The sequence below is a fragment of the Paenibacillus sophorae genome (assembly GCF_018966525.1).
Taxonomy (GTDB): domain Bacteria; phylum Bacillota; class Bacilli; order Paenibacillales; family Paenibacillaceae; genus Paenibacillus_AQ; species Paenibacillus_AQ sophorae.
In genome coordinates, this window is sequence record NZ_CP076607.1 from 408,703 (window position 1) to 431,087 (window position 22,385).

The 22,385-nt window shown below is 50.5% G+C and carries 23 protein-coding genes; 6 read left to right on the forward strand and 17 right to left on the reverse strand.

The window, feature by feature from the left end:
• Positions 1-7 precede the first annotated feature (7 nt).
• The 7 genes from KP014_RS01825 to KP014_RS01855 all read right to left on the reverse strand — a co-directional run bounded on the left by KP014_RS01825 (position 8) and on the right by KP014_RS01855 (position 3,726).
• Entirely contained in the window at positions 8-853 is an 846-nt protein-coding gene (locus KP014_RS01825; protein ID WP_051500277.1) for a class I SAM-dependent methyltransferase, read from the reverse strand.
• A gap of 65 nt (positions 854-918) precedes the next feature.
• Complete coding sequence (locus KP014_RS01830; RefSeq protein WP_090833852.1) at positions 919-1,170, reverse strand: GNAT family N-acetyltransferase; 252 nt, start codon at positions 1,168-1,170, stop codon at positions 919-921.
• The gene (locus KP014_RS01835; protein ID WP_036597908.1) at positions 1,110-1,418 is read right to left on the reverse strand and encodes a hypothetical protein; all 309 of its coding nucleotides are present in this window, start codon (positions 1,416-1,418) and stop codon (positions 1,110-1,112) included. The genes KP014_RS01830 and KP014_RS01835 overlap by 61 nt, the downstream gene beginning before the upstream one ends.
• A 187-nt stretch (positions 1,419-1,605) precedes the next feature.
• Positions 1,606-2,142 (reverse strand): orotate phosphoribosyltransferase, encoded by a 537-nt coding sequence (pyrE, locus tag KP014_RS01840; RefSeq protein WP_036597906.1) that lies wholly within the window; start codon positions 2,140-2,142, stop codon positions 1,606-1,608.
• 337 nt (positions 2,143-2,479) lie between these two features.
• Positions 2,480-2,608, reverse strand: a complete 129-nt coding sequence (locus KP014_RS28555; protein ID WP_246590619.1) for a dihydrofolate reductase — start codon at positions 2,606-2,608, stop codon at positions 2,480-2,482.
• 41 nt (positions 2,609-2,649) lie between these two features.
• Positions 2,650-3,243: an HAD family hydrolase gene (locus KP014_RS01850; protein ID WP_036597904.1), complete on the reverse strand. Its 594-nt coding sequence runs from the start codon at positions 3,241-3,243 to the stop codon at positions 2,650-2,652.
• Positions 3,244-3,294: 51 nt separating this feature from the next.
• Complete coding sequence (locus tag KP014_RS01855; RefSeq protein ID WP_216700446.1) at positions 3,295-3,726, reverse strand: GNAT family N-acetyltransferase; 432 nt, start codon at positions 3,724-3,726, stop codon at positions 3,295-3,297.
• Positions 3,727-3,857: 131 nt separating this feature from the next.
• Between KP014_RS01855 and KP014_RS01860 the strand changes: the two genes are divergently transcribed.
• Together KP014_RS01860 and KP014_RS28560 are read left to right on the forward strand one after the other, a co-directional pair.
• Positions 3,858-4,679: a class I SAM-dependent methyltransferase gene (locus KP014_RS01860; protein ID WP_090833854.1), complete on the forward strand. Its 822-nt coding sequence runs from the start codon at positions 3,858-3,860 to the stop codon at positions 4,677-4,679.
• Between the two features lie 37 nt (positions 4,680-4,716).
• On the forward strand, positions 4,717-5,073 hold the full coding sequence (locus KP014_RS28560) for a hypothetical protein (protein ID WP_246590620.1): 357 nt from the start codon (positions 4,717-4,719) through the stop codon (positions 5,071-5,073).
• 110 nt (positions 5,074-5,183) lie between these two features.
• On the opposite strand, the gene KP014_RS01870 is transcribed toward KP014_RS28560, so the two are convergent.
• From KP014_RS01870 to KP014_RS01885, 4 genes are read right to left on the reverse strand one after another with little or no spacing between them, the layout of a single operon-like run.
• Positions 5,184-6,257 carry an ABC transporter substrate-binding protein gene (locus KP014_RS01870; protein ID WP_036594183.1) on the reverse strand — a complete coding sequence of 358 codons (1,074 nt, stop codon included), beginning with the start codon at positions 6,255-6,257 and terminating at the stop codon, positions 5,184-5,186.
• The gene (locus KP014_RS01875; protein ID WP_036594182.1) at positions 6,254-7,075 is read right to left on the reverse strand and encodes an ABC transporter permease; all 822 of its coding nucleotides are present in this window, start codon (positions 7,073-7,075) and stop codon (positions 6,254-6,256) included. Before KP014_RS01875 ends, KP014_RS01870 begins: the two co-directional genes overlap by 4 nt.
• Positions 7,065-7,874, reverse strand: a complete 810-nt coding sequence (locus KP014_RS01880; RefSeq protein WP_036594181.1) for an ABC transporter permease — start codon at positions 7,872-7,874, stop codon at positions 7,065-7,067. The genes KP014_RS01875 and KP014_RS01880 overlap by 11 nt, the downstream gene beginning before the upstream one ends.
• Positions 7,864-8,973, reverse strand: coding sequence for an ABC transporter ATP-binding protein (locus KP014_RS01885; protein ID WP_036594180.1), 1,110 nt, complete (start codon positions 8,971-8,973; stop codon positions 7,864-7,866). The genes KP014_RS01880 and KP014_RS01885 overlap by 11 nt, the downstream gene beginning before the upstream one ends.
• Before the next feature lie 304 nt (positions 8,974-9,277).
• Here KP014_RS01885 and KP014_RS01890 point away from each other — a divergent pair, with 304 nt between their 5' ends.
• On the forward strand, positions 9,278-10,324 hold the full coding sequence (locus tag KP014_RS01890; protein ID WP_216700447.1) for an FUSC family protein: 1,047 nt from the start codon (positions 9,278-9,280) through the stop codon (positions 10,322-10,324).
• Positions 10,325-10,371: 47 nt separating this feature from the next.
• On the opposite strand, the gene KP014_RS01895 is transcribed toward KP014_RS01890, so the two are convergent.
• Together KP014_RS01895 and KP014_RS01900 are read right to left on the reverse strand one after the other, a co-directional pair.
• A complete protein-coding gene (locus KP014_RS01895; RefSeq protein WP_036591414.1) occupies positions 10,372-10,977 on the reverse strand; it encodes a flavin reductase family protein in 606 nt (201 codons plus the stop codon).
• Positions 10,978-11,000: 23 nt separating this feature from the next.
• Complete coding sequence (locus KP014_RS01900) at positions 11,001-11,894, reverse strand: DMT family transporter (RefSeq protein ID WP_090833856.1); 894 nt, start codon at positions 11,892-11,894, stop codon at positions 11,001-11,003.
• Between the two features lie 171 nt (positions 11,895-12,065).
• Between KP014_RS01900 and KP014_RS01905 the strand changes: the two genes are divergently transcribed.
• Positions 12,066-13,043 carry an aldo/keto reductase gene (locus KP014_RS01905; RefSeq protein ID WP_036591410.1) on the forward strand — a complete coding sequence of 326 codons (978 nt, stop codon included), beginning with the start codon at positions 12,066-12,068 and terminating at the stop codon, positions 13,041-13,043.
• A 302-nt stretch (positions 13,044-13,345) separates the two neighbouring features.
• The gene (locus KP014_RS01910) at positions 13,346-14,803 is read left to right on the forward strand and encodes a S8 family serine peptidase (RefSeq protein ID WP_036591409.1); all 1,458 of its coding nucleotides are present in this window, start codon (positions 13,346-13,348) and stop codon (positions 14,801-14,803) included.
• Positions 14,804-14,973: 170 nt separating this feature from the next.
• On the opposite strand, the gene hcp is transcribed toward KP014_RS01910, so the two are convergent.
• On the reverse strand, positions 14,974-16,629 hold the full coding sequence (gene hcp / locus KP014_RS01915) for a hydroxylamine reductase (RefSeq protein WP_036591408.1): 1,656 nt from the start codon (positions 16,627-16,629) through the stop codon (positions 14,974-14,976).
• A gap of 145 nt (positions 16,630-16,774) precedes the next feature.
• Here hcp and KP014_RS01920 point away from each other — a divergent pair, with 145 nt between their 5' ends.
• Positions 16,775-17,452, forward strand: coding sequence for a Crp/Fnr family transcriptional regulator (locus tag KP014_RS01920; protein WP_036591407.1), 678 nt, complete (start codon positions 16,775-16,777; stop codon positions 17,450-17,452).
• A 74-nt stretch (positions 17,453-17,526) separates the two neighbouring features.
• Here KP014_RS01920 and KP014_RS01925 read toward each other — a convergent pair whose 3' ends face one another.
• From KP014_RS01925 to KP014_RS01935, 3 genes are all read right to left on the reverse strand, one after another.
• Positions 17,527-18,456 (reverse strand): HD domain-containing phosphohydrolase, encoded by a 930-nt coding sequence (locus KP014_RS01925; RefSeq protein ID WP_036591406.1) that lies wholly within the window; start codon positions 18,454-18,456, stop codon positions 17,527-17,529.
• A gap of 17 nt (positions 18,457-18,473) precedes the next feature.
• The gene (locus KP014_RS01930; protein WP_036591405.1) at positions 18,474-19,091 is read right to left on the reverse strand and encodes a hypothetical protein; all 618 of its coding nucleotides are present in this window, start codon (positions 19,089-19,091) and stop codon (positions 18,474-18,476) included.
• A gap of 107 nt (positions 19,092-19,198) precedes the next feature.
• Positions 19,199-22,204 carry an ABC transporter substrate binding protein gene (locus KP014_RS01935; RefSeq protein WP_175491789.1) on the reverse strand — a complete coding sequence of 1,002 codons (3,006 nt, stop codon included), beginning with the start codon at positions 22,202-22,204 and terminating at the stop codon, positions 19,199-19,201.
• Positions 22,205-22,385: the final 181 nt, after the last annotated feature.

Below are 22,385 nucleotides of genomic sequence, written 5' to 3' on the forward strand. Positions count from 1 at the left end.
ATTTTCATCACTTTCTTTTAGCGATTACTGTTATTATTTCTGTTTCTTCTTCGTATTCTCGTCCAGTTACATCCGAATAAAATTCAAGCTCTTCAAAGCCTATAAAGCTAAGAATGGAAGAAAGCTCATCCAATGTATATGTCTTATCCCAAATATTATATATTTGCATATCCTCATTATCATCTAGCACTATCGTTTGATGTAAATGAACTCTTTCTTCCGAATACCAATAATTAGAGCTCAGACATAAATGAGGAGTCGGTCTCCAAAAGCCGCTTTGATATGAATTCCATGTTCTTGAATCAACATGACTTCTATATCTATTAGGTGTAAAAACATCAAAGACAAGCTTTCCCCCGGGCTTTAAATTACTGTAGATTTTATGCAGCAATGTATTCCGTTCATATTCATTAAAAACCCCAAAATCACAATATATAAGCAGGACAACATCAAAGCAATCAGTAAAATTGAGCGTCAGATAATCCTCACAAACATAGTTAACATGCAAATTCAACTCCGCTGCCTGGTTCCTCGCATACTCAATAGAACGGCTTGAAAAATCCACTCCCGTTACATGATTAAATTCCAGCTTAGCCAAACGATTGGTATAAAGCCCTGGCCCGCACCCTAAATCGAGTACTTTCTGCCCGGCGTCGTTACCACAAATATATTCTTTGATCCATTTCACAGAAGCATCAATTGTATGAGGCCTCCTGCTTGCTGCATCTGTATTGGGATCTAAATGAGCTTCCAGCATTTGTTGTGATATATATTCGTCAACCCACATCTGAGAACTGCTCTTCTCAAATAATAAAGGTTTTTTGGTTTGTTCGATTATTTTATTTATCTTCATCAAAGATTTCCTTCTTTCAAAAGAATATGATCGTTGTGATAGAATATCGCAGCGTTAATACGATGTTAGCTGAAGTTAAACTCCTCTTCGAACTTACTCATGTAAAGAACTTCAAAAGACAATGTTGGATATTTTACTTTATCCTTATATCTGTATCCAAGTTCTTCATAATATTCCTTTAGTCTTTGAAAACTTGCAACAATTGAGATGTTGATAACCTTGCATCCGATACTAAAAAGCTCAGCTTCTATATATTTCAATAATAATTTCCCGTATTCATTACCTCGGTAGTTTGGTAAGATGGCCAGTCTTTCAATATTACCAACTTCACCTTCTCTGAGGAGCCAATAGTTCCTATGGGGACGGAATCAACTATTAAAATCTTTACTTCAGTATTAATAATTCTTAACTTAGCCCTATCTTCCGTCTCAAAAGCTACATAATGAGGATATTCTGATTCAGAAATATTAAGTATTTCGGATTGACGTTTGAAGGATTCCCTAATGATTTTTGATATAGTTTTACCATCTTCGATTTTTGCATTTATGATCTCTATTTTTTCCATGCTTTTCACCTCACCTTTATAGTTGATTTTCAGCTAACGTCTTTCATTCACGAACCCGAGAGGCTTAAGGTCTCGCCAAAACCGAGTGGCTCTGCCACTTAGCCTCGCAGGGTTGTATGCCTGTATCCGTATCCTCAAACTATCCTCAGGCAGAGGGACGGCTTGCCGATATGCAGTGTAGGCGTAGTCACTGCTTTCCTGTACTACCTGCTAAAATTAGTTCCTCCATGTTAAAAAGGGAATGAACTCTAAGTCCAATCTCTTCTAATTTTCTTCTTCCTTCTGGGTTTCTCTCTATCACACATATTACGTCTTCTACAATAGCTCCTGCTGTTCTTAAGTCGTTCGTACTCAATATTACTTGTCCACCTGTTGTAACTACATCCTCAATAATACAAATTCTTTTCCCTTCAATACTTGTTCCTTCAGCTAATTTACATGTGCCGTATTCCTTAGCTTTTTTCCTCACAAACGCGGCTGGAATATTCGATTTAAGCGAAAGGGCAGTAGCAATTGGAATCCCCCCCATTTCTAATCCTGCTAAAACTTTTATCCCATCAGGTATCAAATTAACTAATTGATCAGCTACTTTAGCCAATACTTCAGGATTGGATTCAAATAAATACTTATCAAAATATTCATTAGAAATTTGTCCAGATCTCAAAGTGAAGGTCCCCGTTAAATGCGCAAGTTCGTAGATTTCCCTTGCTAAATTGATTTTCATTACATTCTCCTCCTTGATTAACTTTCATTAACAATATTGCAGTGATTGCATTTAACGTCCTAGTATTCACGAATCCGAGGGACTTAAGGTCTCGCCAGAACCGGGTGGCTTCTCCACTCAGTTTTCGTAACGTTGTCAGCCTGTATCTGTTTCCTCGAACGATCCCCGGGCAGACCATGGAATTTATTGCCGGCTCGCAATGTAATTCGTTGTTAGGTGAAGAACATATTCTTTCCTTCAGATTATGCTTCCCTTCTTTCTTCGTACGTAATATGAAATTCATCCTTATTAAAGTCTGGAAAAAATACGTTACCAACAAAATCTTGATCAATAATAGTTAAATAATGGATTTGCCATATGTTAATTCCTTAAATCGTATCTTTTCCCCCTTAATTCTCCAAGGAATAACCTCATCCATTCCTATTACGTTATTCTTTGATATTGCTGCTATTAAAGATACGATCATTACCTCTCCTCCATAAAAAAGGGATTCATAATTGATTATGCTTACAAAAGTCTCATTAATTCAATGTCTTTCAACTCATTGCCTACATATATCATTTTAGTCGTTTCAGTTTTTAGCTCTTTCGCTAATTTGATAAATCCTTCTGGCCGAGGCTTACGATATCCTACATCAACTGAAGTTATTACTACATCAACGTAGTCTTTGATTGGTTCAATATCACGTAAGACTAGTGTCTTATTCATCCCATACGGAACATCAGTCAATATTCCGATTCGTATATTTCTCACTTTCAGTGCTTTCAAAATTTCTTTAGTTTCCTCATACACTTTAGATTCTTGCTGGAAAAAGTCAAAGAAAACGCTTATTGCTCGGGTTACATATTGATTGTCCAACTCCCATACATTTAGTATGTCATTAAAAATTTCGATGTCTGTTACTTCATGCTCCCTTGGGTGTATTCGAGTATTGTATCGTGATAATACATCCTCTGCCTTATTAAGAAGTTCACCATTACTAACGATGCCTAATTCATGAACAATTTTAGATAATGCTCTTCTATACAGTCCTTTCCAGCTTTGAGGAACGTTATTATAATAGATCAAGGTTTCACCTAGATCGAAACCAATAGCCTCCACCGGATCACCCCCAATACTATATTTGCGCTATTATTTTTGCAGCTTCAAATGCTAGTTTTTTGAAAATGTCTTCTTAAAATATGCAGCTGATTCATCATACCCTATGGCTTTGTAAAACTTGCTGGCTCTTCTAGTGGAAAGGGCTACCAGTTTTGAACCACGCTCATGAGCTTTCACTTCAATTATTTCCATCAATTTCTTTCCGATCTTCTTTCCCCTAAATTCCTCTGAAACAAATATTTCCTCAACCCAACTTATTACACCATTAGCATAAAAAGTTGAGTGGTGAAATGCTAGTACATATCCCAATATTCTTGATTCTTTCTCAGCAATGATTAAGTCTGTATTTGTGTCATTCAAAAGCTCTAGAAAGATTCCCGAGAAATCTTGCTTATTCAGTTTAAAGCTTGTCGCAAGGCTTTTTGCTAAAGCAAACAATTCCTCTTCATCTTGAAGTACTGCTTCTCTATAATTAATTTTCACTTCCAATCGCTCCTTTCAACTCCCCGCTAAATTTTTCACCTCCATCTTACAACCACCGCATCATTTACCGCCGCCTCCGCATAAACTGGTATAATATCCATCAAAATACTGTGGAAACGGAGTGTACATGCATGATACCCGAAGGAAATCACCATTCCAATATCATCCGCTTTACCGGCTTTCAAAATGAGTACGACCGTTACCGGCCGGAGGCGCCCAGGGTTGTGACCGAACTGCTTACGGGCTATTTGGGAAGAAGACCCGCCCTCGTCGTGGATCTCGGCTGCGGAACCGGGCTGTCCACCTTCTTGTGGCGGACAGCCGCCGATACCGTCATCGGCGTTGAGCCGGGCGATGATATGCGCGGCAAGGCTCTGGAGAAGTGGAACGCGCTGGGCAGCCCGGCAAGCATATCGTTTGTCTCGGGCTATTCCAATGCTCTGGAACTGCCTTCCGCCTCTGCCGATATTGTCACCTGCTCCCAGTCCTTCCACTGGATGGAGCCTGTGAGCACGCTGAAGGAGGCCGCGCGGGTGCTGAGACCAGGCGGAATCTTCGCCGCTTACGATTGCGACTGGCCGCCGGTGCTCGAACCGAATATCGAAACCCGCTACAATGAACTGATCGAACAGGCCGATGTCATCATCAGCCGCCGGGTACCGGCTGAGGACAGGGCCGTCAAATGGGGCAAGGAAGGCCATCTTAGCCGCATTAAAGAGAGTGGGGAATTCTCCTTCGCCCGCGAGATCGCCTTCCACAACATAGAGCACTGCAGCGCGGAGCGGTATGTCGGCCTTACGCTCAGCCAGGGCAGTCTTCAGACCGTGCTGCGGCTCGGCGGAGGCGAGCTGGATGAGGAGATTGCCGTTTACCGGGAGGCGGTGGAGCGGTATTTTAACGGCCGTACTTTGGAGACGCTGTTCAGCTACCATGTGAGGCTTGGGATTAAGTAATCGGAATGAGCCGAGTTTAAGATATGGAGGGTACACCATGGAAGCGAACAAAGGAGATTCGTCTATCCCACACCAGTATGCCGAAGTCATCATAAACGAACATAAGGAACAAAAGTTAACTGCAAGCAGAAATCTCGAAAATATCCGCTGGTATGAAGAAACGATGACATTCGATACTTTCCATGAAGCGTATGAGTGGATTTCCAGCGATGCCTTCAACAAAATCGGTTACGACTATGAGGGCTACAAAACAACCGATCCCAAATTGGCATATGAGCTGCTCTTTCAACTCGTCCGCGCAAAGACGCTTGAAACGGATTCAAGAGAGGTTTATGCCGATGTGGAGTTTTCCAAAAATAGCATAACTTATATGGTTTGGGTGAGCAGAGAATAACCGGCAGGTACGCTGAAATGGAAGAAGGCTTGACCGTCCAGGCAGGGCGGCAAGCCTTCTCCTTTAGGAGCATCTATATCCTATAGGCTGGTTCTTTTTTAACAACGGACTTAATCGTTATTCATCTTAAACTTCAGGAACAGCTCGTTGTAGTGCGCAAGCATGCGCTTGCCGAGATTGTCGTACACCTCAAGCTTGTCAGTGATTGCTTTAGGCGGATAGAAGCGCTCATCCCCGGAAATATCCTCCGGCAGCAGCGCCAGCGCATCCTTGTTCGGCGTAGAGTAGCCGACATATTCGGCATTCTGCGCTGCCACCTCCGGCCGAAGCATGAAGTTAATGAACTTGTACGCTCCCTCCACATTCGCCGCCGAGCGCGGAATGACGAGATTGTCGGCCCACACGTTCGAGCCTTCCTCCGGCACGACATAATCCAGCTTGTCGTTCTCGTCCATAATCTCTGCGGCGTCTCCTGACCAGACGAGGCCGACAGCGGCCTCCTCATTCGCCAGCAGCATTTTGATTTCGTCGCCGACAATCGCTTTGACATTAGGCGACAGGGCGTTCAGCTTCTTCAGCGCTCCCTGCAAATGCTCCTCGCTGGTGTCGTTCAGGGAATAATGCAGGCTGTTCAGCGCCATGCCCATCACCTCCCGCGCTCCGTCCAGCAGCAGGATATTATTTTTCAGCCGACTGTCCCACAGGTCATTCCAGCTCTTAAAGGTTAGTCCGTGAGTCAGCTCAGGATTATAGATAATGCCGACCGTTCCCCAAAAGTACGGAACCGAGTAGCGGTTGCCTTCGTCAAACGACAGGCTCATGAACCTGGGGTCAATATGGGACAGATTCGGCAGCTTGCTGTGGTCGAGCTGCAGGAGCAGGTTTTCCTCTTTCATTTTGGCGATGGCGTAATCGGAAGGAACCACAAGGTCAAAGTTCGTGCCCCCCTGCTCGATCTTCGTCAGCATCGCCTCATTGGAATCGAAGGTCTGGTAAATGACCGTAATCCCCGTCTCCTTCTGGAACTGCGTCAGCAGCTCTGGATCAATGTAGTCGCCCCAGTTATAGATGGTCAGCGTGTTGCCGCCGGAGTAGCCTTCGCTTTTGTTCATCCAGGCTCCAAGGTACATCAGGGCAAACGCCGCAATCATTACCGCTAAAAAAGCATTCACGAGCTGCTTCATCTAGGCACCCCCGCTTCGGCCGTCCGTTCCGCTGAGGGCTTCTTGGCTTTTTTGGCCGTCAGGAAGTAGTAGCCTACCACCAACAGCACCGTGAACAGGAAGATCAGCGTGGACAGCGCGTTAATCGACAGCGACACGCCCTGCCGCGCCCGCGAATAGATTTCCACGGAGAGGGTCGAATAGCCGTTGCCCGTTACGAAGAACGTTACCGCGAAATCGTCCAGCGAATAGGTGAGCGCCATGAAAAATCCGCTGAAAATGCCCGGCCGGATGACCGGCAGAATGACCTTCGTCAGCACATCTCTGCGGGTTGCGCCGAGATCGCGGGCGGCGTCGGTAAGCGTCGGGCTCATCTCCTCCAGATGCGGCAGAATCATCAGCACCGCAATGGGCACACTGAAGGCGATATGCGAGAGCAGCACAGAAGAGAATCCGAGCTTCACACCCGCAATCGTGAACAAAATGAGAAACGAAGCGCCAATAATGACATCGGGACTGACGATCAGCACATTGTTAAGCGACAAGAGGGTATTCTTGGCTCGGCGGCTGCGGACATGCTGAATCGCCAGTGCGCCGATCACCGCGATGATCGTGGCGATGGCAGAGGACAGCAGCGCGATCACCAGCGTATTGATCACGATGATGATCAGCCGCGTATCCTGCACCACTTCGCGGTAGTAATCGAGCGTAAAGCCTTCAAATTCATGCATCGTGCCGCCGCTGTTGAACGAGTAGTACATCAGGTAGAAAATCGGCGCGTACAGCACGATAAAGACAAGCGCCAGGTACAGATTGGACCACCGATTTCTATTTTCCATTCCGCGCTCCTTTCCGTCCGCCCGCAAGGACCATCACAAGGGCCATGACGACGATCAGGAACACGGCGACAGTCGAGCCCATTCCCCAGTCCTGCGTGACCAGAAAATGCTGCTCAATGGCCGTGCCCAGCGTAATAACCCGGTTGCCCGCGATCAGACGGGTGATCATAAACAGGGACAGCGCCGGAATGAAGACCGCCATGCAGCCCGAACGCACGCCCGAGACCGTCAGCGGGAACACCACCCGCCGGAATGTCGTCCAGCCGGAAGCGCCCAGATCGCGAGCCGCTGACAGCAGCGTCGGATTCAGATCTTCGAGCGCGCTGAAGATGGGCAGAATCATGAACGGGATAAAAATATAGACCGACACAAACACAAAGCTGAAGCCCGTAAACAAAATCTGCTTCTCCCCGATGCCGAGCACATCCAAAATACTGTTAACCGGACCGAAGGTGCCGAAAATGCCGATAAATGCGTATGTCTTCAGCAGCAGATTAATCCAGGTCGGCAAAATAATGAGCAGCAGCCAAAGCTGTTTGTGCTTCGTTCGTGTCAACAGCCAGGCGGCCGGGTAGGCTACCAATAACGAGAACACTGTAATCAAGAACGCGTACCAGAACGAGCTGAGCGTCATTTTTAAATAAACCGGGGCGAAAAAATTGGCGTAATTGGACAGCGTCAGCTTCCCGTTCAGATCAAAGAGCGAGTAATAAAGGATGAGCAGCACCGGCGCAATGACGAACAGGGCAATCCATAAATAATACGGGATAAGGTAGACTTGTTTGGCTTTACTTGTCATGCTGCTCCACCTCGCCGTAAGCTTCCAGACGTCTGTCGAATTCTTCCTCCGTTTCGCCAAATCTCATGACATGGATGGCCTCGGGGTCAAAATGCAGGCCGATCTCGCTCCCGACTTCCGCCTTGCGCGTCGAGTGAACGAGCCATTCCTGCCCGGATTCGTCGTAGCAGCTGATTTCATAATGTACGCCCCTGAACAATTGGCTGTCCACGCGCACGCGCAGCTTCCCTTGCTCCAGAGGAACGATCTCCAGGTCTTCGGGACGGATGACGATCTCGATCGGCTCATTCCGGCGCAGGCCCGCATCCACACATTCAAATCTGCGACCGTTAAACTCTACGAGATAGTCTTCGATCATCACCCCCGGCACGATATTCGACTCTCCAATAAAATCGGCCACAAACCGGTTGATCGGCTCGTCGTAAATATCGTTAGGCGTACCGCTCTGCTCAATTTTTCCCTTGTTCATGACAAAAATCCAGTCCGACATCGCCAGCGCCTCCTCCTGGTCATGGGTGACGAAGATGAAGGTGATACCCAGCCGCTGCTGCATTTCGCGCAAAATGTACTGCATCTCCGTACGCAGCTTCAAATCAAGCGCGGACAGAGGCTCATCGAGCAGCAGCACTTGCGGCTCGTTGACGATGGCGCGGGCAATCGCTACGCGCTGACGCTGTCCGCCCGACATCTCGCTCACGGCGCGCCGCTCATATCCGGCCAGGTTGACGAAGCGCAGCGCTTCCTGCACCTTTTGCTCGATTGCCTGCTTCTTCAGCTTCTTGATCCGCAGTCCAAACGCCACATTCTCGAACACGTTCAGGTGCGGAAACAGGGCGTAATCCTGAAACACCGTATTGACCTGGCGCTCATTGGCGGGAATGCGGTTGATGACCTTGCCGTCCATATAAATGGAACCTTCTGTCGGTTCGGCAAAGCCTGCGATCAGGCGCAGAATGGTTGTCTTGCCGCAGCCGGAGGGCCCGAGCAGTGTGTAGAACTTGCCCCGTTCGATATCAAAGCTGACCCCTTTGAGCACCGGCTCTTCATCGTCGTATCGTTTGGTGACGTTCTCAAAAGAAATAATGGTTGGTTCCTGAATAGCTATGACTGACGACCTCCCCGCATATAAATGGAGTATTCCCTGCTTTTCCGCAGAATTCGACCATTGTCCAATAAGCCTATCATACCCGGTTTTTCGCTCCCCGGCATTCTTTCTTTTTCTAAGCAGCGTTCACGTTGTTCGTAATGTTGTAATAACTGCCCGCTGAACCTTTACCTCAAGGGTGATATAATGAAAGTAACTGAAAACATTATATTTTTTTTAAAATTTTTCGAAAAGAGATGACGAACACATGAACGAGGGGCTGCAGGAGCGCCTTGAAAAATTTGGTTTTTCGCTATATATGATACGGGTTACGCTGGCAGCCTCGATTTCCTGGATGGCTGTTCACGCTATGTACGGCGGCGAGTTCTCCTATTTCGCACCGCTGGCTGCGATTCTGATCACCCAGGGCAGCGTCAAGGCTTCGCTGGAAAAGGGCATCTACCGGCTGCTCGGTATTGTTCTCGGCGGAACCGTCAGCCTGATGATCGGCCATTTCTTCAATGTCGGGCCGCTGTCGATCCTGCTGATTCTGCTAATTGGCCTTGGCGTGGCGACCGCCTGCCGGATCAACTTCCAGGCCATTACGCAGGTTGGTGTCACTTCGGTGCTGGCACTGACCTTCTTACAGGATCATTATGTAATGTTTAGAGCCACGGAAACGCTGATTGGCGTGGCCTTCGCTCTGCTCTTCAATGTAATTATCGTACCGCCCAAGGGCTTCGTCAACGTTAAGAGTAAGGCCTTCGCAGGAACCTTGCTGCTCGCCGACGGACTGAACGGACTCGCGCCGGGACGGGATGAGAACAGCCAGGCCGAAGCTTTGAAGCGGTCCGGACAGCTGCTTAAGGACAGCGCGCAGAAACAAAGCGAGATGCTCTTTACTCTATCCCATGTTCCCTGCATAAATGATTTGTCCGTCATGAAGAAGTCGATCTCCCATTTACAAACCATGCATGGGTATGTGAAAGAAATCGCAGCTGAAATACGGCTGCTGCCGCCGCATTACGCCTCCGCCGACTGGATGCAGAAGACGCTGAGCGCTTCAGCCGACTGCATTGCTATCTTCGGGGCTAAGACTTTGTCGGATACGGAATGCCGCAGCTCGCTTCCGGAAGCTCTGCGCCGTGCCCGCGAGCTTCAGCTCGCCAGCTTCTCCGAGCTTCAAGGGAACTGCCCGCTGACCGCCATCCGCGATCTCGGCGCCGTCTTCTCGCATCTGAACCGGCTGCTGGATGAGGTGGAACGCGCTGATCACGCCGTCATCTCCGCCGCTCCGCAGCGCGCCCGCGCCCGTCTGGAACGCGCCGTGCGCTTTGCAAAAAAGGGACTCTCCCACAAGCTTTAAGCTTGGGAGCGTCCCTTTCTTTTATATGAGGAGTATAAGCTGCGCCGTTATTGATCCTCGTAAACCGGCCGATCCAAATCGAATATCCGTCCAATCGCGCTGTACGACGATCCGGCCAGGCGGCTGACCGGCTTCAGCTTGCCGATGTCGATCCGGCCGTTATGGATGAGATCATCCCGTACATAGAAGCTCAGCACCTCGCCGATGAACACATCGAAATGCCCCAGCTCCACATACTGCGCAAGGCGGCATTCCATCGCAACCGGACTTTCCTGCACCCGCGGCACCGCCACCGTGCTGCCGGGAACGGCCGTCAGTCCCGCCAGCTCCAGCTCGCTGATATGAGCGGGTGCACTGATGGACGTGTGATTGATCGCCTCAATGTTATCCTCGTCCGTGACATGCACGACGAATTCCTGATTCGCCAGAATATTACGCGCCGTATCCTTCAGCGTGCCGTCCGCACGCCGTCCGCAGGAGAACATGACCATCGGCGGATCTTCGTTCACGATGTTAAAAAAGCTGAATGGAGCCGCATTGACGATCCCTTCCGCATTGATGGAGGTAACGAAAGCGATAGGTCTTGGCACCACGCTGCCGATCAGCAGCTTGTAATTGTCGTGGACCGTCTGGTCTTTCATTTTACTGATCATAATTTTCCTCCTTCAAGAGCTTGTCATTCAGCCGCTATAGGCGCCGGCCGGCGCCATATCCGGACATTGACCAGTATAATGCTGATTACGACCAGAATCAGGCCTACCACCAGATTAACCGTTATCTTCTCATTTAGGAAGAGGACGCTTGCGCCGATGGAGACAAGCGGGACCAAAAAAGTATAGGAGGCAACTTTTCCGGCTTCTCCCTCGTTAATCAGCTTGAAATACACCAACCAGCCGAGAGCGATGACAAATACGGAAATGAACAGCGTGTTGGCAACAAAAGCGGTATTCCATCTGATGGCTTTCCACGGCTCGGCTGCGCTGCCGGCGGCCAGCAGAATGAGCCCCCCGAGTGTGATCTGCATGGCAGTCATCCACAGCATATCGACCCGCACTGCGTTTCGCTTCATATACACCGTCCCAAGTGCCCAGCACAGGGCGGTGGCAAGCGCAAGAAAGATACCGAGCAGCGAGATGCTGCCGGTCAGGCCGCCTACGCTCAAGCAGGCTACGCCCAGAAAACCTAGCGCGAGCCCCGCCATTTTTTGCCCATGCATCTCTTCCCCTAGCCACATCCAGGAGAAAATCCCGAGCAGCACCGGCTGAAGAAATACGATCGCCGAGAACAGCCCCGCCGGTACGTACTGCAGTCCAATCGTTTGGACGCCGTAATACAGCGCTATGCTTAACAGGGCGGAGCTCAAATATACCGGCCACAGTATCTTAAACCGAAGCAGCCGCGCTTTGGGCAGCGCGATCAGGATCAGCAAGACACCTCCGATTACGGTACGAATGCCCGAGAACAGCAGCGGCGGCGCGTATTCCAGCGCTATTTTGGATAACGGCCAGTTAATGCCCCAGACCAGCACGAGAAAAGTTAATAAAAGAACTGCGGATTTTTGCCGAGGCATAGGGCCCCTCCTTGTTATTCAGTCTTTTCTGATGATACAATATTTTCAAGCATAAATAAAATGAATATTTATTATAAGTAGGATACCAAATTTGTTATGAACAAAGGGCGAATCATCACTTACGCAGCGCTGCATAGCGCGGTAATAATAATTTTTGAGGAGAGTGGAAGCATGAAATATGAACGTCTCGGGGGAAGCGGACTCCAGGTATCGCAGCTGGGGCTCGGCACGAACGCCTTTGGCAAGCGAGCAGATCAGGCCGCTTCCACGGCGGTGCTGCACACCGCGCTGGACAACGGGATCAACTTCATCGATACCGCTAATATTTATGCCGGAACGGAATCGGAGCGGATTATCGGAGAGGCGCTGGCGGGCAGGAGGCATGAAGCCGTACTGGCGACAAAGGCCGGACTGGTGAGAAGTCCAGGCCCGGGCGGCAGCGGTTCGTCCAGATTCCATCTGATGCGGGAACTGGAGGACAGTCTTCGTCGCCTCAAGACGGACTATGTAGATCTGTACCAGATTCATACCTTTGATCCGCATACTCCGCTCGAAGAGACGCTGCGGACGCTGGATGACATGGTGTCCTCCGGCAAAGTGCGCTATATCGGCGCCTCCAATTATGCTGCGTGGGAGCTGATGAAGGCGCTCGGCATCAGCGAACGGATGGGCTATGAGCGCTACGTCTCGCTCCAGTGCAGCTACTCTTTGGCCGACCGTACGCCTGAGCGGGAACTCGTTCCGTTCAGTTTGGATCAGGGCGTCGGCATCATCCCGTATTTTCCGCTTGCCGGAGGCATTCTGACCGGCAAATACAGCGCGGGAGATGAGGCTCCCGCAGGCTCCAGAGCCGATACCGATCCGAACTTCGCCCGGTTCCTTACCGGCGAACGGATCGCGCTGGGGCGGGAGACAGCCGCGCTCGCGGCGGAGCTTGGAACATCGCCTGCCGCTCTGTCCCTGGCTTGGCTTATGAGCCGCCCGGCGGTGTCCACCGTTATTGTCGGTGCTACCCGGGCGGAGCAGCTTCAAGAGAGCCTGAAGAGCATGTCCCTCGCTCTGAACACCGAGATGCAGGAGAAGCTCGAAGCTGTAAGCCGTCCTTTCATCCACAGCGAGCCGTTTGCGGTGTACCGCCTGCCGGAGTAAAGAGCGCCGCCAGGGCCGCATACGGATGTATTCTCCGGCAGTTCCGGCCTCGGTCGAAGAAATTCCTTGATTGAGTATAGGCTCGGCCAAAGTTAGCGTATCGGCGCTTGGATGACCGGTATTTTCCACACCTACTGTACAGTTCAAGCGCCCTTGTTCAAAGGGCCTTCCCCATTGGTAAATTGAGGTAAATAATTCCTTTGCCATCGACAAATTCGGACAAGCTATTTATCCCAAAGCTGGTATACTACAGGAAAAATCGGCTATGATCCGATTTATACCATTACAGGGAGGAACGAAATTTGAAAACAAAGGTCGCTGCTGTCGTAGGTTCAATGCTGGTCGCCACCAGCCTGTTAGCGGGGTCCGGGTATGCCAAGCCGGCCAACCAGGCGCCTCAGAAACAAAAGTATGTCATCGCATTTAAATCTTCACTTCCCTCAGACTATGAAACGATTGTAACGAAGGCGGGCGGTACAGTACTTCGGGCTATCCCGGAATTGGGCGGACTGGAAGCTGAATCCGAAAGACAGGATTTTCTTTCGAATCTGAACGGGATTTCCGGCATACAAGCGGCCAACCCCGAATTGGAGTACAAGCTGGATGAAGATATTGCGACTGCCGACGGCCAGCCGGTGACCGATATTCCGCAGGACGCCGAGACGTATTGGCCTTATCAATGGGACATCCAGCGGATTACGAATAACGGGGCCTCCTACAAGCTGGAAACAGGCGGGACGACGAACCCCGACGGAACGGTGACGCACAAAGCGGTTGTAGGCGTCATCGATACGGGAATCGACGCTGAACACCCTGACCTGAAGGCGAATTTCCTCGGGGGCGTGAACTTTGTCCCGGCAGGTGTAGACGCCAGTGAAACAGGAGATCCGAACGATATCAGGGACCGCGAAGGCCACGGCACGCATGTGGCGGGCTCTATAGCCGCAGACGGCAAGGTCAAAGGCGTAGGTCCCGGCCTCGGCATCCGTTCGTACCGCGTATTCGCAGCAGAGGGCGGCGCGCCAACTTCATGGATCGCCGCAGCAGTCGTACAGGCGGCCAATGACAAGGTCGACGTCATCAATCTGTCGCTCGGGGGGTACGACGGCATTGCCAGATACACCTATAACGGCCTCAAGTACAACGATGTGGCGGATTTCCTCCTCTGGAAGCGCGCACTTCAGTATGCCGTTGGCCGAAACGTTACGGTCGTGGCGGCCTCCGGGAACGATTCGCTGAATCTGAACGACTCGCATGCTGTAGTCGACTATATGAACCAAACGTACGGCTACCTCGGCCTGAACTTCAAAAGCGCCGTGAAAGAAGTGCCGGGCACACTGCCGGGCGTCATTAACGTCTCTTCGTCGAATCAATGGTCTTCGGACAAGATCGCGTTCTATTCCAACTACGGCAGCACGATCGACGTCGCGGCTCCCGGCGGGGACAACGGTCCGGTCTATGACGCCAGCCGAAATCTCGATGAGCGGGATTTCCATTTCCGCACGCTCAGCACATGGCCGACCTATCTGGCTCCTTACTTCACCTCGAACCTGACGGGCTATGCGCTGCTGCACGGCACTTCGATGGCAGCTCCAAAGGTGGCGGGCATTGCGGGCGTCATCAAGGCCGCTCACCCGGAATATACGCCGGCCCAGGTGCAGTCGCTCATCAAGCAGACGGCCAACGATCTAGGGAAGCCGGGGCAAGATCCTCTGTTCGGCTCGGGCGAAGCCAATATATTCAATGCATTAAGCCGATAATCACAGGCGCCGCCGGCCTGAATGGGCAAGCCCCAAACGGCCAAATTTTCAAGTGCAATCCATCTCGTCTCTTCTGGAGACGGAATTTAATGAACAGAACAGGCCAGCCGGAATTTCGGCTGGCCTGTTTATTGTTGGATCTGGTGTACTCTCTCTTATAGCTTTGACGTTTACACTACCGCCAGGAAACGCTCCATATCTTCGTCCACCGTCGTAATGCCGCCGATGCCGAACGTATCGACCAGAACCTTCGCTACATTCGGAGACAAGAAGGCCGGCAGTGTCGGGCCGAGGTGGATGTTTTTGACGCCCAGGTAGAGCAGCGCCAGCAGCACGATTACCGCTTTTTGCTCATACCAGGCAATATTGTAGGAAATCGGCAGGTCGTTGATGTCCTCCAGGCCGAACACTTCCTTCAGCTTCAGCGCGATCACGGCCAGGGAGTAGGAATCATTGCACTGACCCGCGTCCAGTACGCGCGGAATGCCGCCGATGTCACCAAGGTCGAGCTTGTTGTACTTGTATTTGGCACAGCCGGCCGTCAGGATCACCGTATCGTTCGGCAGCGCCTCGGCAAAATCAGTATAGTAGTTCCGGCTCTTCATCCGTCCGTCGCAGCCGGCCATTACGAAGAAGCGCTTGATCGCACCGGTCTTCACCGCATCGACCACTTTGTCGGCTACTCCCATCACGGCCGCATGGGCAAAGCCGCCGACAATTTCGCCGCTCTCGATTCCGGTCGGAGGCGCGCAGGTCTTGGCCTGCTCGATGATGGCGGAGAAGTCCTTCGGAGCGCCGTCTTTGCCGTCCTCGATATGCTTGATGCCGGGATAGCCCGTGTTGCCTGTCGTGTACAGCCGTTCCTTGTAGCTGTCCTTCGGCGGCACGACGCAGTTAGTCGTCATCAGGATCGGGCCGTTAAAGCTGGCGAACTCTTCATTTTGCTTCCACCAGGCATTGCCGTAGTTGCCGACAAAATGGCTGTATTTTTTGAAAGCAGGGTAGTAGTGGGCGGGCAGCATTTCGCTATGCGTGTATACGTCGACACCCGTTCCCTCTGTCTGCTTCAGCAGTTCTTCCATGTCCTTCAGGTCGTGGCCGCTGATGAGAATGCCCGGGCGGTCGCCGACGCCGATGTTTACCTTCGTAATTTCCGGGTTGCCGTATGTCTCCGTATTGGCACGGTCCAGCAGCGCCATGACGTCAACACCGTGCTTGCCGCATTCCATAACGAGACCAACCAGCTCGTCCGCCGTCAGCTCATCATTTAACGTGGCGGCAAGTCCCCGTTCAAGGAAAGCTTGCGCGCTTGCTTCATCATAGCCAAGAACTGCGGCATGCTCCATATAAGCAGCCATGCCTTTAATGCCATAGGTGAGCAGCTCGCGCAGGGAGCGAACGTCCTCGTGCTCGGTTGCAAGCACGCCGACAGCAGCTGCCTTGGCTTCCAGCTCTTCGTCCGTACCCGGCGTCCAGAGCGCAGCATCATGGCCCCCGAGCGGAACGGCCGCAAGCGAGCCATCCAGCCGTTTTTTCCAGCCATCACGAATTACAATCCCTTCTCTGACTCTGGCAATAAATCCATCACGGTCAAAATTGGCGTTGGTGATGGTGGCGAACAGGCTCTTAATAATGAACTGCTCCGATGCACTGTCGGTCAGTCCGAGCTCACGGCCCTTTACCGCATAAATGGAAATGCCCTTCACCGTATACAGCAGAAGATCCTGCAGATTGGCGACATCACTAGTCTTGCCGCAGACCCCTTGAATCGTACAACCCGTTCCTTTGGCCGCCTCCTGGCACTGAAAACAAAACATACTGCTCATTGAATAATCGCTCCTTTTATTCATTTTCATCCGTCTGCCATCTGTGACTTTACTTGTTACTACCGATTGTAGTAGACTGACGTCGAACAATCGGTAACGGATGTTACCGTTTATCTAAAATTATTTTAAAAATTGGAGGAATTCCATGAAACCGGAGCCTATCGTGCTGCAGGCCTGTCTTTTTTTCCGAGGGAAGAGTATAGAGGAGCTTGACGCCATGCTGGAGACGATGCGCTATACTGTCCGGGACTGCAGCAAGTCGGAGATGATTATCAGCGAAGGCGAAACCGCTGACCGGCTGGGGATTGTGCTCTCCGGAGTGGTGGAAGTTCACAAAATTCATCCCGGCGGAGGCGGCATAACCATCGCCAGGCTGGGAAAGGGGCAGACCTTCGGGGAAGCGGTGCTGTTCCGGCGGGAGAATGTATACCCGGCCACCATTATTTCTGCGGGGCGCAGCACCGTGATGTTCATCGGCAAGCAGGAGCTGCTGCGTCTGTTCGCGGCCGACACCGACATGCTGTCCCGCTATATGGAGAATCTGTCTGAGCGCCTCGTCATGGTCAACCGCAAAATTGAAATCCTCTCGGCCGGTTCGCTGCGCCGCCGGGTTGTACATGATTTGCTTCGGCAAGCGGACCGGCAGGGTACGAACCACATCCGGCTGCCCTTCAGCCGTAAGGAATGGGCCGAGCATCTGAATGCCGCGCGTCCTTCCCTGTCCCGGGAGATGGGGCTGCTGCGTGACAACGGCTGGATTTCGTTCAAAGGAAATACGGTCACACTGCTGGACCGGAAGAAACTGGAGGAGTTCATGACGTAAAAAGAACCTCCTTCTCCATTTTACTTGTGGAAATGAGGTTCCTTTGTATGCGTTGGGCTTATTCTGCGAAATTTCTAAGATAAGCCCTTTTCTTCCGGCTTCAGTATCCCGTCTGCGATTAACGCCTGTTCAAACAGCTGAACCAATCCGCCATCATAGTGGATTCCCGACAACCGCTTAAGCTCGTCCATAGCAATCTCCGGGGGAAGCCCTTTGCGGTAAGGCCGGTCGGAGGTCATGGCATCAAAGGTATCGGCAATACCGATAATCTTGGCCTCTAGCAGGATTTCTTCTTCCTTAATCCCGTAGGGATAGCCGGAACCGTCCAACCGCTCGTGATGCTGCAGGATGATTAGGCAGATATTGTTGTAATATAAATCCTTAACCATGACGTAGCCGTCATAACAATGCCGTTTCACAATCTCGAATTCCTCTTCCGTCAAGCGCCCCGTCTTATTCAGAATTTCTTCCGGAGTATGGATCTTGCCGATATCGTGAAATGCAGCCGCAAAATATAAATCTTCCAGGTTGTCCTTTGGTATTTTAATCATCCTGGCAATCATCAAACAGTATTTCTGCACTCTGCCGCTGTGCTTGAACGTATAATTATCCTTTTCTTCTACTCGTTTAATTATATTCTCCAGTTTCCTGATCCGATGGCTGATGAGATGAAACGCCGGCTTGGTTGTGTGCCACAACAGCTTCAACTCGGTAAGGGTACTGAAATACACGGCCTCCTGCAGATAATGGGTGTAAAAATAATCGCCTTGACCGAGGACGATATTCTCATTGTCGCCCTTGTAGCTGCACTGGCCTTCCAGTATGTAAAAGAACTCCATGGTATCCGCTTCTTCACCGGGATAAACATAGAATAGTTTGTCTTGCTGAATAGTCTGCAAAATTACTTCCGAGCCATCACCCTTAGCCAATAGGAAATAGTTAGAGGATCCTTCATGTTCTTGTGCGATGCTGTGTCCTTCACTTCCCAAGTTCAGGCCCTTCATAATTTTTCAGTCCTCCCTTATAACGATACGACGATAGGATCAATCCAAACCTCGCGGTCGGCGATCTTCACCAGCTTCCAGGAACGCTCGGCAACAACTCCCAATTGGGCGGCCTCAGCGATGGCTGCGTCTGCAATTTCCAAGGTGTCGTTATACAAATCCGTAATCAGCTTGTCGAGCTCATTGGTATAGATTTTAGTACGTGCGGCAATCAACTCGTCATTATAAGAAACCTTGGCGTTCAGCTCATTCAACTTCGCCTCAACTGCTGCTGAGTCTCTACTTCCCGGGGTAAATAATTGATTGATAAGCTCATCGGAAGCGGCCTGTATTTCCGCAACCTCGGCGGCTGCTTCGGCGTCCTCCTGATCCAGCTTGGCGTTCAGTTTCGCTGCGGCCTTGCCCTGCTCGATCCGTTTAATATCCTGTAAATAATCTTCTTGAAGCTGATCTGCCTCTGCGACTGCTTGTTCAATCTTGTTGTCGATTTCTTTATTGGCTTTGTCGATAATTTTTAGTGCTTTTTGCTGATCCTTGGTGAGGTTGTCCGCCACCGGCGAGGCAAAAACCGCACCGCTGAACAGAAACAGCGCCAGCATGAGGAGCGATCCGGTGGTCAGTAGCTTTTTGAGCATGTTTACTTTCCTCTCTGAATTGGATTCGATTTCATTTTCATTATAGTATCGATTATAGCCGTTTACCAGTTTAATCCGATGTGCAAAATGTACGAAATTTCCTTCAATTATTTGGATTTTCTCTTGGGCTCTTCGGCATCCAATTCCCCTTGGTTATATTCCCGAATCCAGGACTGCACCTGACTCTCGGGAATCGGCCGGCTGATATAGTAGCCCTGGACCTTGTCACAACTCATTTGCTTTAAGAAATCCAGCTGTTCCTCCGTTTCGACTCCCTCCGCAGTAACGCTTAGACCCATATCATGGCCGATAGCGACTATGGAGCCTGCCAGCGGCATACTGCTGTTCTCCTCAAAAATGCTGTCGATAAATGACTTGTCGATTTTGAGCGTTGTAATTGGCAACTGCTTCAAATAACTGAGGGAAGAATAGCCTGTCCCGAAATCGTCAAGGGCAATCCCGATGCCCCATTTCTTCAAAAACTCCAGCTTCGCGCTTATTTCCTCAAAAGATTCCATAAAAATGGACTCTGTGATCTCCAGTTCCAAATACCGGGGGTCAAGCCCAGTTTCACGCAATATTTTCAGCACGGTATCTGTGAAATCCTCGAGCAGCAATTGGATCACTGAAATATTGACTGATATATGATAAGGGCCCCGGCCCTGACGGTGGAGTCCTGCAAGAAAAAGGCAGGCTCTCCGCAGAACCCATTCCCCGATCGGCACAATCAGGCGGCAGTCCTCGGCAATCCGAATAAAGGACAGGGGTGAGACAAATCCCAGAACCGGGCTGTTCCACCGTATTAACCCCTCGAACCCCCAGAGATCTCCCGTCTGCAGATTCACCTTGGGCTGGTAATGCAGGGAAAGCTCGTTGTTATCGATTGCTCCCCTCAAATGCTTCTCAATGATCATCCGTTCGTCAAAATGCTGCTGCATATTCTGTCCATACAAGACGTACGTTCCTCTGCCCGCCTGTTTGGCCCTGTACATGGCAATATCAGCGTTCTTGAGCAGTTCCTCGGCGTTCCTGCCGTCCCGCGGATACTGGGCGATGCCGACGCTGATGGAGACATGCACGGTGCTGTCGCCGAGCTGGAACGGCTCTTTGAAGCTCTGAATCAGCGCCTCAGCGTAGAAAACAGTCTGCTCCGGCCGCTCCGTACTTTTAAGCAGGATAACGAATTCGTCTCCGCCGAACCGGTAATGCCTGCTCTGGCCCTCGGCCATCCCCAGCAGCCTCTCTCCGGCAAGCATAAGCAATCGGTCACCAAGGGTATGACCCATCGTATCGTTAATATATTTGAAATTGTCGATGTCCAAAAAATACAGCGCGGCCTGGCCGCCCTCATTCTCTTCGATATACTCCTTCAGTTCCTCTGTTAGGGACAAGCGGTTCGGCAGCCCGCTGAGCTCGTCGTTATAAGCGAGAAGCCGGTGCTTCTCCTCGCTGGCCTGAAGCAGCGTCTGGTTCTCGACCACTTTGTTGTACTGCTCCAACAGTTCATCCTGCAGGGCGGTCAATTCCTCATAGGTCGACTCCAGCTCCTGATAGCTCATCTGAAGCTTGCTCTCGTATCCTTTGAGGTCCGTAACATCCGTCATCGAGCCGGCAAACCGGACGTATCCGCCCTGCTCGTTCCGCAGCACCTTGCCTCTGGCCTGAAACCACTTATATTCCCCCGATTTGGTGCGTATGCGGTATTCGCTGTAATAGTATGCAGACTGTCCGGACAGGTGCTCTCTCCGCTGCCGGTCCTCCTGTTCGAGATCATCGGGATGAATAATCCCTTTCCAGCCGACATAGAACTCGTCAAGCTCCCCGATTTCATAGCCCAGAAGCTCGTACCATCTGTCCGAGAAGTAATAGATCCTCGTCGTCATGTCGAGATCCCAAATTACCGCATCGGCGCCATACGCTGCCAGACTGAATCTCTCGTTGCTCTCCACCAGCTGTTTCCGGATTCTTCTAACCACCGAGACGTGGAACAGCAGCACGGCGATAAATACAATCAGCACGGAGAACACCGCGATAAGGATAAGCACCAGGCTTCTATACGTCTCGTAAAAAGAAAACGGCTTGTTGATCACCTCGCTGCCCGGAGGGAGGTCCTTTACTTTAATATGGAAGTGCTCCAATTGGTTGTAGTCAAACGCATTGCGGCTCGTGCCGGCGTAAGAGACGGGAATGCTGTCCGGACTTTCTCCGTGAAGGACGCGCAGCGCCACATTCGCGGCTTTTTCCCCCAGGAGCTTCCCGCTGAGCAGGTTACCGCCGAATGCGCCGTGATTGAGTCCGTATTCATACATATAGTAAAGAGGGACCGTGCTGACGGCCGCAATTTCGCTCGAAAACCGGTCAAGCTCGGTAACTTTGCCGGTAACATCGCTATAAAAGGTTGTCGCCAGCAGGATGCTGTTGGAAGAAAGCGACGATACCGTCCGCTCGATTTCTTCTTCTGACATTTGGTTCATGCTGTGGAGCTTCAGGCCGAGGTTCATCGAATTCAGTTTCTTTATAACTAATTGGGCCGTAGACAAGCCGCTCTCCGAGTTATCGTACACCAGATAGACATTTCGGATGGAGGGATTAATGTAAAGCGCCATTTTTATCGTTTCGGAAGGGTCGATATTCTCGATGACGCCAGTGATGTTCTTCTGGTCCTTGATTTGATCGTAGCCGATCTCATTTATACCGCTGAAAATAATGGGCGCGTCGCTCAACAGTTCTTTTCGGTTCTTGGCTGCAAAATCGAACGCGCGGTCGTCCGTCGTTATAATAGCGTCGATATGTAATTTTGCGTATTTGCCTTTGATCAATTCGTAAAAGCGCAGCAGATTTTCCTGATTGGGATACCTCTTCCAGTCCAGATATTCCGTATAAATGACGGGAGGCACCTTCGAGTTCTTCAATCGCTCTTCAATGCCGTTGTTCTGGTCGTCCGTCCAAGAGAATCCTTTATGATAGGAATGCAGGATCAGTACATTCTGCTGGGGAGTATTAGCTTCATCGGCCTTGACATCTGCAGGCCGGCAGATTGACGCGAAGAGCAGAAGCAGCCATAGTACGCTCCACATTCGCCTTTTTTTGGAATAAGCCATCCTTGTTCCCATATGCATAACTCACTCCTCAATGCCCATCATCATGCTCGCAGCAGCAAACGGGAAATTTCGACATTATATTAATTCGCGGCCGAATTGACACCTCCTTCTATATGTCGGAAGAAAGTTGGAAATTTTAAATGGCCGTCTTTATTTTTTGTGAAGTTTCATATGCTAACCGGTTGACACAAAA

Bases quoted from the DNA above. Each gene is read 5' to 3' on its own strand.
- KP014_RS01920 (WP_036591407.1), top strand. From the start codon at position 16,775: ATGAAACCGGAGCCTATCGTGCTGCAGGCCTGTCTTTTTTTCCGAGGG.
- KP014_RS01900 (WP_090833856.1), bottom strand. From the start codon at position 11,894: ATGCCTCGGCAAAAATCCGCAGTTCTTTTATTAACTTTTCTCGTGCTG.
- KP014_RS28560 (WP_246590620.1), top strand. From the start codon at position 4,717: ATGGAAGCGAACAAAGGAGATTCGTCTATCCCACACCAGTATGCCGAA.
- KP014_RS01905 (WP_036591410.1), top strand. From the start codon at position 12,066: ATGAAATATGAACGTCTCGGGGGAAGCGGACTCCAGGTATCGCAGCTG.
- KP014_RS01890 (WP_216700447.1), top strand. From the start codon at position 9,278: ATGATACGGGTTACGCTGGCAGCCTCGATTTCCTGGATGGCTGTTCAC.
- KP014_RS01835 (WP_036597908.1), bottom strand. From the start codon at position 1,418: ATGGAAAAAATAGAGATCATAAATGCAAAAATCGAAGATGGTAAAACT.
- KP014_RS01895 (WP_036591414.1), bottom strand. From the start codon at position 10,977: ATGATCAGTAAAATGAAAGACCAGACGGTCCACGACAATTACAAGCTG.
- KP014_RS01860 (WP_090833854.1), top strand. From the start codon at position 3,858: ATGATACCCGAAGGAAATCACCATTCCAATATCATCCGCTTTACCGGC.
- KP014_RS01930 (WP_036591405.1), bottom strand. From the start codon at position 19,091: ATGCTCAAAAAGCTACTGACCACCGGATCGCTCCTCATGCTGGCGCTG.
- KP014_RS01875 (WP_036594182.1), bottom strand. From the start codon at position 7,075: ATGGAAAATAGAAATCGGTGGTCCAATCTGTACCTGGCGCTTGTCTTT.
- KP014_RS01925 (WP_036591406.1), bottom strand. From the start codon at position 18,456: ATGAAGGGCCTGAACTTGGGAAGTGAAGGACACAGCATCGCACAAGAA.
- KP014_RS01870 (WP_036594183.1), bottom strand. From the start codon at position 6,257: ATGAAGCAGCTCGTGAATGCTTTTTTAGCGGTAATGATTGCGGCGTTT.
- KP014_RS28555 (WP_246590619.1), bottom strand. From the start codon at position 2,608: ATGATCGTATCTTTAATAGCAGCAATATCAAAGAATAACGTAATAGGA.
- KP014_RS01935 (WP_175491789.1), bottom strand. From the start codon at position 22,204: ATGGGAACAAGGATGGCTTATTCCAAAAAAAGGCGAATGTGGAGCGTA.
- KP014_RS01825 (WP_051500277.1), bottom strand. From the start codon at position 853: ATGAAGATAAATAAAATAATCGAACAAACCAAAAAACCTTTATTATTT.
- pyrE (WP_036597906.1), bottom strand. From the start codon at position 2,142: ATGAAAATCAATTTAGCAAGGGAAATCTACGAACTTGCGCATTTAACG.
- KP014_RS01880 (WP_036594181.1), bottom strand. From the start codon at position 7,874: ATGACAAGTAAAGCCAAACAAGTCTACCTTATCCCGTATTATTTATGG.
- hcp (WP_036591408.1), bottom strand. From the start codon at position 16,629: ATGAGCAGTATGTTTTGTTTTCAGTGCCAGGAGGCGGCCAAAGGAACG.